The 12,327-nt window shown below is 39.3% G+C and carries 15 protein-coding genes; 4 read left to right on the forward strand and 11 right to left on the reverse strand.

What is annotated here, in order from left to right:
- Nucleotides 1-185: 185 nt before the first annotated feature.
- Nucleotides 186-1,031, forward strand: a complete 846-nt coding sequence (locus BUC20_RS00650) for a class I SAM-dependent methyltransferase (protein WP_073226118.1) — start codon at nt 186-188, stop codon at nt 1,029-1,031.
- 126 nt (nt 1,032-1,157) lie between these two features.
- On the opposite strand, the gene BUC20_RS00655 is transcribed toward BUC20_RS00650, so the two are convergent.
- Nucleotides 1,158-1,769, reverse strand: a complete 612-nt coding sequence (locus BUC20_RS00655; RefSeq protein WP_073226119.1) for a DUF1062 domain-containing protein — start codon at nt 1,767-1,769, stop codon at nt 1,158-1,160.
- A 369-nt stretch (nt 1,770-2,138) separates the two neighbouring features.
- On the opposite strand from BUC20_RS00655, the gene BUC20_RS00660 reads away from it, so the two are divergent.
- Nucleotides 2,139-2,495, forward strand: coding sequence for a nuclear transport factor 2 family protein (locus BUC20_RS00660; protein ID WP_073226122.1), 357 nt, complete (start codon nt 2,139-2,141; stop codon nt 2,493-2,495).
- Between the two features lie 8 nt (nt 2,496-2,503).
- Here the strand turns inward: BUC20_RS00660 and BUC20_RS00665 are convergent, their stop codons facing one another.
- From BUC20_RS00665 to BUC20_RS00710, 9 genes are all read right to left on the reverse strand, one after another.
- Complete coding sequence (locus BUC20_RS00665; protein WP_073226125.1) at nt 2,504-3,700, reverse strand: hypothetical protein; 1,197 nt, start codon at nt 3,698-3,700, stop codon at nt 2,504-2,506.
- Nucleotides 3,701-4,031: 331 nt separating this feature from the next.
- Nucleotides 4,032-4,451, reverse strand: coding sequence for a hypothetical protein (locus tag BUC20_RS00675; protein ID WP_073226130.1), 420 nt, complete (start codon nt 4,449-4,451; stop codon nt 4,032-4,034).
- 32 nt (nt 4,452-4,483) lie between these two features.
- On the reverse strand, nt 4,484-5,239 hold the full coding sequence (locus BUC20_RS00680; protein ID WP_073226133.1) for an AAA family ATPase: 756 nt from the start codon (nt 5,237-5,239) through the stop codon (nt 4,484-4,486).
- A 3-nt stretch (nt 5,240-5,242) separates the two neighbouring features.
- On the reverse strand, nt 5,243-6,184 hold the full coding sequence (locus BUC20_RS00685; RefSeq protein WP_073226136.1) for a terpene synthase family protein: 942 nt from the start codon (nt 6,182-6,184) through the stop codon (nt 5,243-5,245).
- Nucleotides 6,185-6,278: 94 nt separating this feature from the next.
- Complete coding sequence (locus BUC20_RS00690; protein WP_073226139.1) at nt 6,279-7,289, reverse strand: hypothetical protein; 1,011 nt, start codon at nt 7,287-7,289, stop codon at nt 6,279-6,281.
- On the reverse strand, nt 7,264-8,298 hold the full coding sequence (locus BUC20_RS00695) for a hypothetical protein (RefSeq protein WP_073226142.1): 1,035 nt from the start codon (nt 8,296-8,298) through the stop codon (nt 7,264-7,266). Before BUC20_RS00695 ends, BUC20_RS00690 begins: the two co-directional genes overlap by 26 nt.
- A 32-nt stretch (nt 8,299-8,330) precedes the next feature.
- The gene (locus BUC20_RS00700) at nt 8,331-8,720 is read right to left on the reverse strand and encodes a DUF1801 domain-containing protein (protein WP_073229302.1); all 390 of its coding nucleotides are present in this window, start codon (nt 8,718-8,720) and stop codon (nt 8,331-8,333) included.
- A gap of 75 nt (nt 8,721-8,795) precedes the next feature.
- Nucleotides 8,796-9,212: a GlcG/HbpS family heme-binding protein gene (locus BUC20_RS00705; protein ID WP_200800865.1), complete on the reverse strand. Its 417-nt coding sequence runs from the start codon at nt 9,210-9,212 to the stop codon at nt 8,796-8,798.
- 13 nt (nt 9,213-9,225) lie between these two features.
- Nucleotides 9,226-9,996, reverse strand: a complete 771-nt coding sequence (locus BUC20_RS00710) for an SDR family NAD(P)-dependent oxidoreductase (RefSeq protein ID WP_073226145.1) — start codon at nt 9,994-9,996, stop codon at nt 9,226-9,228.
- A gap of 95 nt (nt 9,997-10,091) precedes the next feature.
- Here BUC20_RS00710 and BUC20_RS00715 point away from each other — a divergent pair, with 95 nt between their 5' ends.
- The gene (locus BUC20_RS00715) at nt 10,092-10,784 is read left to right on the forward strand and encodes an IclR family transcriptional regulator (RefSeq protein WP_073226148.1); all 693 of its coding nucleotides are present in this window, start codon (nt 10,092-10,094) and stop codon (nt 10,782-10,784) included.
- Between the two features lie 66 nt (nt 10,785-10,850).
- On the opposite strand, the gene BUC20_RS00720 is transcribed toward BUC20_RS00715, so the two are convergent.
- The gene (locus tag BUC20_RS00720; RefSeq protein ID WP_073229308.1) at nt 10,851-11,504 is read right to left on the reverse strand and encodes a DUF1349 domain-containing protein; all 654 of its coding nucleotides are present in this window, start codon (nt 11,502-11,504) and stop codon (nt 10,851-10,853) included.
- A gap of 182 nt (nt 11,505-11,686) precedes the next feature.
- Between BUC20_RS00720 and BUC20_RS00725 the strand changes: the two genes are divergently transcribed.
- On the forward strand, nt 11,687-12,238 hold the full coding sequence (locus tag BUC20_RS00725; RefSeq protein ID WP_073226151.1) for a 3'-5' exonuclease: 552 nt from the start codon (nt 11,687-11,689) through the stop codon (nt 12,236-12,238).
- Nucleotides 12,239-12,327 lie beyond the last annotated feature (89 nt).

Consider the following 12,327-nt stretch of genomic DNA (forward strand, 5'->3'; position numbering starts at 1 on the left):
AACATTTCCGGAAAGATCGGAGGACTGGTGTGGCCCACAAGAGAAGAAAGTTTGAGGAAGGTGACACCTTAATTGCCTAAAACTAACTCATTCAATTCGTTCATTAACTATCGATGTCCAATAGGACGCAGGTATGATTACGATATGTTATGTATCTTCATTATGATCTAAAACCCTATTTCTATATGAATGATTATATTAAAACTAATGTTCCGCTTACCTCTGCTTTGGTGCTACAACAATCAAGGTCTGTATACACTTCTGAATTGGAGAAAAAGTACCTTGAGCATATTGACTTCAGTGAGGTAATGGCAGTCGGTCAGCAGATGACTGCAGTTACCACTGTAATTAGCAATGCGATTTGCATACGGAGAAACTATGTAAGGAAAGTACTTTTAGAACAATTGCTTTCAAGCCCTAAACAACAGATATGCATACTTGGAGCAGGATTAGACCCATTATCTATTTTTCTATTGGAACACCGTGCAGATAGGATCAGCAATATTTTCGAGGTAGATGGGAGTGATTCTATCCAAACTAAAGCAGGAATTTATTCGGATTTGATTCCGGAGGCTGATCAAACTCATTTCATCCAATGTAATTTGACGGATACTGATTTGCTGATGGAGATGTTATTGCTCAAAGGATATCAGCCAGGAAAACCCACTATTGTTGTTCTTGAAGGAGTTGTTCACTATATCCATAATCACGAATTTGTTAAATTGATTCAGCAGTTCAGATCCGGGGCTAAGCACAACAAGGTAATTATGGATTATAGCCTGGATGATACGGATATTCCTGAGCATGCCCTGTCTCTTCACCGTACAATTATAGATATGTTTGAAAAATTCATAAAGGCTAAAGTGAACTTGAATTCCAGAGAAGAAATGATCACAGTTCTGAATGATTTTGGGGCTGCTGAAATCCGGGTTGATACTATAAAAGATGTTGAATTTCAGTTGAATGGAAATAATTTGTTATTTCCTCATCAGGGTGAAGGGGTATTGGAAATGCTCGTTTTTAACATCTGACCTTCTGGCTGTAGTGAAACTAAGGAAAGATGCGCATAAATAATTTCTCTCATAGGTAGCTATCGCTTAATGTATAAGGGAACCCTCCAAAGGAGAGTTCCCTGAAACTTTTAGGATTTCATAAAACTATAGATAAACCTTCAGCTTCTCAGGATGCACAATAACCGTAATTCCATTTTTCACTTTACACTTTTTCAGCACACATAGGGGCATAACAGTAATTACGCCTGCACCTAGCATTTTCTCCAATTGGTTTAAGGAAATGTCAAAGCCTTTTCGAATGACATGGCTCAGCTTAAGATCAAGGTTGAAACTGGATTTTACCTCAAATTCAATCAGATCTTCTGTCATATTACCTATGTCCTGGAGCGTAGTATGGTCATGAATAATCGTGTATTCCACATTACTGTAATCGAACTCCATTCTGTTTCGTCGTATGGTATCTGCATCGAATACATATTTCCATGCTGTTTCTTCATCATTGTCACTAAATTTCCGGAATAAATCTTTATCAATTAATCCGGGTTTGGTACGGGACAGGATGGTGATATTGGTGGTGTCATCACAGTTTACACATCTATAAATCAACCATACATCAATGTTCTTTTTTTGTGAGTTGAGTCTGAACTTATTGCTGCAATAATAAAGTTTACTGTTTCTGCATTTACTGCATTTTTTCTTATATAAAGGGGTATTGACTGGGGTAACCTCCCAGGTAAATTTCTTAACAACTTGCATGTTTCTAATCAAAAAATGATTTGACGATAAGCTGTGGAATACCCTGCAAAAAGGGCATCACGAGCCGACCATAAATAAATTAAGGGCATAAAAAACCGATTCAGGCAGAAAGCCTGAATGCATAGAAATAATAACCTGCGGTTATTTGGCTATTATTTAGTTGTTAAGTAAAAAGGGCGTTTTCTCAAAACACAGATATTAGTAAGTAATGTTACAAATGTATTATTTTTTGTCGAAACTGGATTTACCGGACAAAAGAAAACAAAACTGATTATTTATGGGTTGTTATACTTATTGAGCATCCATCTGTTTTTACTTTCTGTATTGATGGATAGGGGACCAACTATAATTGATATAGCGCAACACGATATGAATCTGAATAACAAAGCAGTACTGGAAAAGGCAAATGCGGCGATAACCGAAGGCGATCATGAAGGCTTTCTTTCTTTTTGTACGGAGGATACAGAATGGGCATTTGTAGGTGATAAAACCCTGCATGGCAAGGAAGCTGTCCGGCAGTATATGGCAAAAGAGTACCTGGAGCCACCAAATTTCATGGTGGAGCACCTCATCGCCGAAGGGGACTTTGTTACCGCAATTGGCAAAATCAGGATGAAGAACAAAGACGGGGAAACCGTCGTTTACGCTTACTGTGATGTCTGGCGATTTCGCGATGGTAAGATGGCCGAATTAAAAGCTTTCGTTATCGAGACCGAATCAAAGTGAAAACGGTGTTAAAGCACTTTCAAATCCAGTAGTTTTAGATATTTTACAGGTAACAGCAGTTTTCCGGTTTTCATGTTTACTTCAAACCCTGCGAAATTGGTTTTGCCATCCGGATTAATATATACTTCATTTTTGCGTTCATCTATTCTTACCTTATGCTTCGTTTCAAATAACTTGTCCATATAGCCCTCTGCATGATTCAAAAAAACCTGTGTAATGCCGTTTTCAATACTCTTCGAAAGGTATACTGATGGTTTTGATGGTTTCTCTGCGCTGGCCTGGCGTCCTACTGAAGGAGCAGAGGGATAGATAGGAAAAGAAAATACTGCTTTTTTACCCAGAATCTTGTTGCATTCCTGTAGCAAAATTTCCTGATCCTCATGGTTGATTTTGCTTTCATATTTATCAGGATTTAGTTTCAGGGCAAGCTTTTTTATGGGTTTTAATAGTGCGTCGTAGACCGTCTGACTATTGCCCGTGCCAGCTACAAAACCAGCTGGATTTGCCTTAAGGTCAATCCGGCTGTCGCTGCTTTCATCGAAAAAATAATAGGGCATGAAAAATTTTGAAGCTTTTACATGTAGCTGTATCTTCATTGTGGTATCGTTGTTTAAAATCGCAAAGTCGTAGGTGCCTATCTCAGATATAGGAGGTGGAGGAAGCAAACGTTCGATTTTTGGAGGAGGAAGGAGTCCGTTTTTGTCTTTTTTTATCGGTTGCCTTTTTGGCGGCAATGCTTTTATGACTTTGATTTTAGGATAGAATTTTGCTACAATGAACCTGGAACCAACATTTTCGAAGGCCCAGAAATCTTCCTTTAATAAAATGGAGTTGCCCGTTTTCTCATTTAATAGATATTTTTTTCCTTTTTGTTCCGTAAATGAATAGGAGTCGTTTTGGATAAATATATCGTTGCTGAAGTAGGTGTCAAAAAGTTCTTTTGATCCGGTTCTCATGTTAAACTTCAGTGTGGGGCTGTTGGATGAAGTTGGTGGATGAAATATCTCATATTCTTCCCGTCCGGCAACGGTACGCTTCCAGTCGTAGGTAGGAGCAACAACTTCCAGAGCATTGCTATCAGCGACGCCGTAAAGGTTGTTATAAACAAAGATATAATGCTGTTGCCCTTTAGCTATTGCAGATAATAGGATTAAACCGAATATGAAGAAAACTGTAGCCTGGTTTCTAAAAAAATGTTGATGCATAAATCAATGTTAATTTCCAGGCTGAAAATAGACATTTTTTATTCAGATTTTTTTATCAGGGGGTGTCTGTTCTTGTAAAGTTGATTCTTTGCCATTTTATGCTGTTCTTTAAAAAAGATTCCGCATAAGAATGCGTAACTAAAGCGTATGACGAATTATACAAAAGAAGAATTGCAGGAAGCTTTGAAAGCGATCATTTCAACTAATGGTAAATGCGAAAAAGCGATACTCAAATTAAAAGAAAACTCAGCTCAACATACCTTATTATCCCGCAGAATTAAAGCCTTTCGTATCTCGATAGAGTTGATAGAAAGAGAGTTGGGAAACGAGGTTATTTTATCCTGATGTATTCCACACTAAAGCCATCATAAACATTGTCAGCCAGGATTAAGGTGTCATTTCTTAATGAAATGATGCTGTTTTTATCTGGATGATCTGAGGTTGAGCTGAAACGTATCGCATGGTCTTCTTTGCCTGAATAGATGCTTTTAGTTTGATATAGTTCATAAGATCCCTGTTCGGAAACCTGACCGTTTGTTTTTTTGATATACTTAAACCCGCTTTTAAATTCAAGGATAAGGTTCATAGCCGGATCAGCATTTTCAGATTTACCCGCATAACCACCACTTTTTTTGGTGTATTTCCATGCGCCAATCAATTGCTTATCCAGTGGAGAGCCTGACTGGACTTTTCTGCATGTTGCAGAGCTGAATAGCAGGATCGCCATCAGAGAATAAAATATAGCTTTCATTTTTAATATAACAATTTTAATGGGATTTGGTTTCAGGTGTTGCTTTCATTCAATAATATAGATATCATTTGATCAGGATTGTCCAGAAATCCTTTATACAATCGATAGGTATCAGTTTCTTTGTAAGCCACTTTCTGTATTCCATCTGGTGTCATCTGGTAAATGGTTGCATCCGGATAGGCCAGAACGATCGGTGAATGGGTGGCAATAATAAATTGAGATCGCTTATTGATCAGGTTGTCCATTTGAGCAAGCATGGCCATCTGACGGTTGATGGATAGTGCAGACTCCGGCTCGTCTAGAATGTATAATCCTGAGCCTCCAAACCGATGGGTAAACAATGCCCAAAAGGATTCACCATGTGATTGGTGGTGTAATGACTTACCTCCATAAGAATTGACGATAGGAGGACCTCCCATTGGTTCACTATCCAGCTCGTCTATTTGGGACGCGACATTGTAAAAGCTTTCTCCTCTTAAAAAGAAGCCATCTTTCATCCTGTGAACCCCTTTAGTGAATTTCAGATAATTGTGTAAATCGGAATGGGTAGACTGGGTGTCAAAATTGAAATTTCTACTCCCACCTTCTGCATTAAAGCCTAAGCCAACTGCAATGGCTTCCAGTAAAGTTGATTTTCCCATTCCGTTTTCACCGATCAGGTAGGTTACTTTCGGATGAAAGTCCAGCTTTTTAAAATTTCTTATACACGGAATATCAAAAGGATATTCATTGGAAGTGATTTTTTGATCCTCTAACTGAACCGTATTGATATATCCGTAAAAGTCCATTGTTTAATTGAGCTGTTCCTGCATGCTGTACCTTTTTGTATCCTCAAACCAGTTCAGGTAACCACTGATCCATAAACCCTGACCTTCAAGGAATTTTTTCACCACTGGCGTATATACACCGAAATCGGGGACATCGTTGTAGAGCACCATAAAGTCCTCTACGCGGGAGTTGTACATTTGAACTGCTTCATCAAAAGCGTCCTCCATTGTACATTTCCGTTCATTCTGAATCACGAGCACCAGGTTCATGGCTTCGTCATCCTGCCTTTCCTTTTCAAATGAAATCAGGTCGTTACTCCATGCGAATAAGTCTCCTCCAATGTTTCTGGCTTCCTGGACAAATGGGTGTACTACAATGTAATTGGGCAAAATACCTGTCACCAGTTCTATCTTATCGTTTACAGTGGCCATGGCCACATTTTTTCTGCGGATCGGGATATATTCCTTAATGGAGGGATAGTTAATGTTTTTACGGTAACTGATAGAAGAGTCTATTTCTATGCCTTCCAGATATTGAGACACATCATATATATATCTTTTTATCCAATCTTCTGTAGCAATAACTTCGAATTCTCTCATCAGGATAGAGAACTGATGAATGATCGGATTTTCTTCAGGACCAGGGATCGTACCCCTTGCGACCTCCATCATCCGGCAGGTTACTTTTGACAATTCTTCTGCCTGGAAAGGGGCATAATAATCATCCTGTGCAATACCCCAAAGCAATGCTCTGGTAAAGGAGATGGATAAAGGAAGGGGTGCATCCGGCCAGGAATGTGCAGCCCAGGAAGCGCCATCCAGTCTTTTCATCATTTTGACGAAGGGCTGGGGCAGCGTACCGTAATCTTCATTGATCCATTGTTCGCTTTTTTCTCTCATTAAGGTGAGGTATGGACTGACGCGTGGTGGAAATGGGTTAAGGAGGATGGTTTTAAGATTTTTCATGATTTATAGGGATGGTTGTTAACCAAATATAAATAATAGTGCAGATCTACAAGGTAGCATCCTGGTTACTTGAAATAGATTTTAGTAAAATATTTTATTTATAACGGGAAGATCCGTCTTTAAGGAAAATCTTATCCAGCCTGTTGTAATTCATGATTGCAGCTAGTATGGTGCAACAAAATACGCTAACCCAAATGCATAGAATCCGGTAGAATTCGGTTTCCGTAATAAAGAGCAGGCACAATAAGGGGAAAGTTAGCACGGCAATACCGATACAAATGCCCATCAGATTGGAGAATAAAAGCTTGGATGCGCCACTCTGCCTGTTGCCTGCCATGGTAAATAGGATCGATAGTATTGGCATTCCAAAGAAAAGAAAAAGAATGACAGGCGTGTTTTTCTCCAGGTGTACTTTGACAGGTGCAAAAAACAAAAAATAGTTTACAGCGATGTACATCAGTATGATATAGGGTAATAAATTCCGAATAGCGTTAAGTCCTTTTTGGGTACGGAAATCAATATCTACAGTGCCGACAATCAATGGCTTTTTAGGCTGTCCCCTTAACTCAAACCGCCGTTCCTCATTTTGCACTGCATAGCCTAGAATATTGATCAGATCACCATTTTTTAGCGTTCTTTGCGTATGTCTGATCTTTCGTACTTGTTCTACCTGTGGAGGCAACATCCACAGATTCAAATAATTTGTAATTATTTTTATTTTGCCTGTTTTGTTAATCAGATAAAAGTCTTGAAATTTATTTGTTTGTGTCGCACTCGCTACATAATCCTCCCCCTCATCACTATACAAAAGTTTCGCTTTTTCATAGCTATAGCTGATGCATTGCTCTTTAAAGAAGGGGCTTTCTAAAACCTCAGGGGCCTCTACAGTTCCTTGTATTTTTACCAGACCTCCGGTAAGATTATAAATGGGCGTTTCCTTTGTTTTTAATAGTTTACGCTGTGTCCTGGTAAAATAAATTACAAAGACAGCGGCCATAATAGGGAAAAGGGGGATGATAAAGGGGGTAAAAAAAACAGTGATCGCAAGGCATAGTCCTGCGAAGCTTAACACCAAACTCTTAATTCCGTTTAATATTTCTTTCATCTCTAACAAAAATTTCATCCAGTCTGTTGTAGTTCATTATTGTAGCTATGGTGGTACATAAAAATATACTTATCCAAATGCATAACATTCGGTAAAATTCGGTTTTTGTCATATGCAGCAGGCATAACAGGGGGGAAGCCAGCAGCGTAACAATAATGCAAATGCCTGCAAGGCTAGTAAAAAAAAACTTGAAAGCACCATGCATTTTACTGCCTATTGCAGCAAAAATAAGCGCCAATACCGGCATTCCAAAAATGCTGAAAATGATAAACCCCTTATTTGGCCCCAGCTGTACTTTGACAGGTGCAAAAAACAAAAAATAGTTTACAGCGAGGTAAATCAGTACGATATAAGGTAATAAATGACGAATTGCTCTAAATCCTTTTTGAGTATGGCTTTCTATAGCCGGGGTACTGATTACCAGGGGGCTTTCGGGCAGGGCCTTCAACTCGAACTCGTTGTGGTTAGTTTCTATTGCATTCCCCAGAATATGAATCAAATCACCATTTTTCAATGTTCTTTCGGTATGTCTGATGTCGTTTTCTGTATGTTTAAGGCTGTGAATGGTTTTTATTTGTGCAGGCAACAAAGACAGATTTAAGTCGGCTGCAATTACTTTTATTTTGCCCGTTTTGTTCATCAGATAAAAGTCCTGAAAATCATTTTTCCGCATAGAGATGGTTACCTGCTCATTGCCGTCATCGTAATAATGAACTTCTCCTTTTTCATAGTTATAACCAACGCATTGCTCTTTAAAAAAAGGGCTTTCCAGAATTCCCGGTGCTTCCACAGTTCCTTGTATTTTTACCAGACCTCCGGTAAGATTGGAAATTGGTGTTTCTTTTGTTTTTAATAGTATACGCTTGGATCTGGTCAGGTAAATTACCAAAACAGCGACTAAAACCGGGAAAAGAGGAATGATGAAGTTGTTTAAAAATATAGCCGTCAAAAGGCTTAGACCTACCGCCATTAATAACAATGTTGGGATTCCGCTTAATACTTTTTTCATTGTTTTTTGTAAGTGGTATACTTATGATCGTTTCATAACCTGATTAAAACGCCTTTTCTTTTTACCACATTTTTGTAATCCCATTGTATCACCCTTGATTTTTCAAGCCAGCGGGCAAGATCGTCCAGATTAACCTGTTCTACCGCAGTATAGGTAATGGAAGCGTCTTTAAATTTACCGGTGTTTATTTTCAGGTCTGTTTCCTCAAAATCAGCACCGCTCCAGAACATCAGGCGGATACCGGCTTTAAGTTTGCTGTAGCCAACAATGGGATTCCCATTGATAAACCAAACCGGATGCGCATGCCAGATTTTACTTTCTGCTTCTGTAAGGTTATGATTAATTCCGGTGGATAACAGATTGCAAATTTCAATATCTGCAGCCAACTGAGCATCATTATAGCGTTGTATGTCCTCGTTCATGAGCATTCGTATAAACATCAGGGTTTACCGCCGTTAATATACTATTTTCTGTCGGGTTAAATCACATTGGAGATCTTAGGTACATATTTTCGCTGCTATTTGTGCAATTCGTTCATCATCAGCAACAGATGCACCTGCAATGCCAAGGCCCCCAATTACTTCTCCATTTTGCCTCAGCGTTACCCCTCCGCCAAAACTGATCATTCCACCATTTGTGTTTTCTATACTGTAAATCGGCTGTCCGGGTTGAGCAATTTCGCCAAAAGCCATTGAATCAAATCCAAACAAAGCAGCTGTTCTTGCTTTTTTAATCGCTACATCAACAGGACCGGTTAAGGCATGATCCATTTTCTTTAATGCGATCAAAATGCCTTCTTTATTGACAACGGATGCTACAATGGAAAAGTGATCTTTTGATGCTTCTTCAATGGCCTTATCGATCATGTGATTCGCCATTTCAAGGCTGATGCAGTTTCTTTTAATTGTTTTCATGAGTGTTAATATTCTAAATAATACTTGTTACGATACCTCCTTCTACACGGATATTACTTCCGTTGATTGCTCCGGAATTTTCATCTGCCAGAAATGCAACTGCATTTCCTATTTCTTCAGGACGAACGAGTCTTCCGATTATTGAAGTCGGGCGACTTGCCATAAATTGTTTTTCTGCTTCCTGCAAATCGGGATGGTAGCGGGAGGTAATGAATTTTTCTGTTCCTGCGGTCAAGGCTGGGCCTGGAAGTACGCAATTAACCGTTACTGCAGTATTTCTGGTCAGCTCTGCCAGGTTTCTGGAAAGGCTTAATAACATCGTTTTTGCCACACAGTAATGAATTTTTTCCACATCGGGATTTAAAGCAGATTCAGAGGAAATGAAAATCAATCTTCCGCTTCCTTTATCCAGCATCTTCCTGAGGTAGAATTTAGACAGTTGCATTCCTATCATAAAGTTCAGGTTGAGCATTTTTTGCCAGTCAGCATCTTCCAACTCAAAGAAATCCACATTTTCATAATAACCGACATTGTTGACCAATACATCTGCCACCGGAGCTTGTCCGAATAGTGTTTCTCTGCCATGCGGAGTGGATAGATCCGTTGCCAGTGTTTGAATATTCAATGTGGGATTAAGTTTCAGGAAATCTTCTTTTACGTCATCAAGCCTGGATGGATTGCGGTCTACTAAAATCAGGTCGTAGCACTTTCTGGCAAAAACAGAAGCAATGCCTTTACCAATTCCGGCCGCAGCACCGGTGATGATTGCTGTTTTCTTATTCATATTGTTTTTCTTTTATCGTCCAAAAATCTATTATTTTTGAACTACAGGGAGATGAAATCTCTAAAAACATCAATTAGTTCAATAATGGTGAATAAATGATACAGTCAGTCAAAAGAACCTTCGATATATTGGAATACATTGCGGGCAATGGAAACCTGGTACGGCTCAATGATATTGCTGCCGCTACGGGTCTGCAGAACACTACGGTTCACAATTTTTTAAATACCCTGAAAGAAATGGGCTATGTGGAACAGGATGAAGCATCACCCCGTTACCGCATTTCCCCAAAAATCAACCAGCTCTTTCTACCTGATTTACCTTTGTTTCAAATCAAAAAAGAATTAAAACCTGTCCTGGAAATGCTCAGTAACGAGACACAGGAAACGGCTTATCTGGCCATTCAGTTGGGTAGTTATTTTAGATATGAACTTAAAAGTGAACCGTCAAGAAGTGTACGCATATCATTGGAACTGGGCAGGGAGCTGGAAATGAAACACACGGCTATTGGGAAGGTCTTTATGGCGTATTCACCCGATCTGTCAAGAATTTCCCGACAGGGGATGACTGAAACTGAAATAATACAGCAGGAAAAGGAAAAGAATCAAATCCTGGAAAAGGGCTATGCTATGGATTTGGAAGAATATGAAAAAGACCTGAATTGCATCGCCGTGCCTTATCTGTACAAGAAGCGAATATCGGCGGTTGTTGGTGTTTCAGGACCGGCCTTTAGGTTTCAGGCTAATGATATGATTAAGATTGCGGAGCGGATAAAAGCTATTTTTTCCTGATATCAGCAAGACCCTTTCTCCGCATCACTGAGGGAAAGGGTCCTGCTATTTTATACCTTTAACTTCTTATTGATTTGCATTTTTCTTTAACCATTCCATCCTTCGCTGATCGGGTAATTGTTTTACTGTAAAACCTTCAAATTTGGCATTGAAGCCATTTCCATCCGGACTAGCAGCCATAAAGCCAACCATTACCGGTCTGTTGTCCTGCAGGTATGCATTCCGCATCATGGTATAGGTCTTATCATCAAAAGAATAGAATACTTCAACCGCATCCAGTCTCCTTACCGCTTTAATCCACATAAATTCGGGTGCTTTATCCAATGTGGTTACGCTCCAATCGCTCGTTTTATGGGTCACTACGGTACTTAGATTGTATTTGCCATCTACAAATTCGATTCCTGCTTTGATGTAATTCTCATGATCTGTACGTAACATCAATCCCATCTGATCGAAACGGTTTTTGTAATTCCCTGTTATTTTCACTTTTACTTCAAATTCACCACCATAAGTACTGTAATAGAATGGCGCATCATCAACTGTAAAGCCATAATGGGAAATTCTCCAGTAATCGCTCTGAGGAGTTACCGCCATATTTAAGGCATTGCCTTTGATCTCCCATTTTTGAGGCTCATTAAACCATTGCATCTTCTCGAGACTTTGAGCAAAGCCTGTTTGCGCTATTGCGAAGGTAACCACACTTAAAATAATTCTTTTCATTTGTTGTTTTGAATTGATAACCATACATCTTATTTATCCGGCAAATTTAGAGGGTACTACATGGCAGGCCAATACTGATTAATAACCATAATGACAATCAGTGGCAGGCAGCGCTCAGGTTTTCAGATTGTGCTTTTTTATTCAGATGTTTGTTCTTTATTAATTAATAGCTCAACGCTTATATGAATACAACAAATAAGATCATTATCATTGATCTTGAATCCACCTGCTGGGAAGGTAGTACCGGCGAATACCAACGAAAACACAGTGAAATTATCGAAATAGGGGTTTGTATCCTCGATAGGGAAACAGGTGAAGTAACGCAAAATGAAGGGATTTTACTAAAACCCGTGCATTCCGAAGTAAGTGCTTTTTGCACTAAACTCACTTCTCTTACTGCCGAAATGCTGGAGTCTGAGGGAATAACTTTAGCACAGGCCTGCACTATACTGAGCGAGAAATATAACGCTGCAGAGTATACCTGGGCAAGTTATGGCGGTTACGATAGAACGATGCTTACCGAACAATGCAGGCGCTTTAATGTGGCCTATCCGATGTCAGAAGATCACATTAATGTGAAGGTTCTTTTTTCTGAAACTAAAAGACTTAAAAAGGGAATAGGAATGTCCGGTGCCCTGAAAATGATTAAAGTTCCCCTTGATGGAACACATCACCGTGGAATGGATGATGCCCGAAATATCGCCCAGATATTAAAGTGGATCTTTAGCAAATAGAAAGATCCAAAGGCGGTCATAAACTGCTGGTTTACGCGCTATCAGTATCAATACGGTAAACAGACACCGCCCTCATTTCAACAAAATCT

Origin of the sequence: Pedobacter caeni (genome assembly GCF_900129215.1) — a bacterium.
Classification (GTDB): domain Bacteria; phylum Bacteroidota; class Bacteroidia; order Sphingobacteriales; family Sphingobacteriaceae; genus Pedobacter; species Pedobacter caeni.

What these genes read in the sequence shown, in the direction of transcription:
- BUC20_RS00650 (WP_073226118.1), top strand. Translation starts at nt 186, where the DNA reads ATGAATGATTATATTAAAACTAATGTTCCGCTTACCTCTGCTTTGGTG.
- BUC20_RS00655 (WP_073226119.1), bottom strand. Translation starts at nt 1,769, where the DNA reads ATGCAAGTTGTTAAGAAATTTACCTGGGAGGTTACCCCAGTCAATACC.
- BUC20_RS00660 (WP_073226122.1), top strand. Translation starts at nt 2,139, where the DNA reads ATGAATCTGAATAACAAAGCAGTACTGGAAAAGGCAAATGCGGCGATA.
- BUC20_RS00665 (WP_073226125.1), bottom strand. Translation starts at nt 3,700, where the DNA reads ATGCATCAACATTTTTTTAGAAACCAGGCTACAGTTTTCTTCATATTC.
- BUC20_RS00675 (WP_073226130.1), bottom strand. Translation starts at nt 4,451, where the DNA reads ATGAAAGCTATATTTTATTCTCTGATGGCGATCCTGCTATTCAGCTCT.
- BUC20_RS00680 (WP_073226133.1), bottom strand. Translation starts at nt 5,239, where the DNA reads ATGGACTTTTACGGATATATCAATACGGTTCAGTTAGAGGATCAAAAA.
- BUC20_RS00685 (WP_073226136.1), bottom strand. Translation starts at nt 6,184, where the DNA reads ATGAAAAATCTTAAAACCATCCTCCTTAACCCATTTCCACCACGCGTC.
- BUC20_RS00690 (WP_073226139.1), bottom strand. Translation starts at nt 7,289, where the DNA reads ATGAAAGAAATATTAAACGGAATTAAGAGTTTGGTGTTAAGCTTCGCA.
- BUC20_RS00695 (WP_073226142.1), bottom strand. Translation starts at nt 8,298, where the DNA reads ATGAAAAAAGTATTAAGCGGAATCCCAACATTGTTATTAATGGCGGTA.
- BUC20_RS00700 (WP_073229302.1), bottom strand. Translation starts at nt 8,720, where the DNA reads ATGAACGAGGACATACAACGCTATAATGATGCTCAGTTGGCTGCAGAT.
- BUC20_RS00705 (WP_200800865.1), bottom strand. Translation starts at nt 9,212, where the DNA reads ATGAAAACAATTAAAAGAAACTGCATCAGCCTTGAAATGGCGAATCAC.
- BUC20_RS00710 (WP_073226145.1), bottom strand. Translation starts at nt 9,996, where the DNA reads ATGAATAAGAAAACAGCAATCATCACCGGTGCTGCGGCCGGAATTGGT.
- BUC20_RS00715 (WP_073226148.1), top strand. Translation starts at nt 10,092, where the DNA reads ATGATACAGTCAGTCAAAAGAACCTTCGATATATTGGAATACATTGCG.
- BUC20_RS00720 (WP_073229308.1), bottom strand. Translation starts at nt 11,504, where the DNA reads ATGAAAAGAATTATTTTAAGTGTGGTTACCTTCGCAATAGCGCAAACA.
- BUC20_RS00725 (WP_073226151.1), top strand. Translation starts at nt 11,687, where the DNA reads ATGAATACAACAAATAAGATCATTATCATTGATCTTGAATCCACCTGC.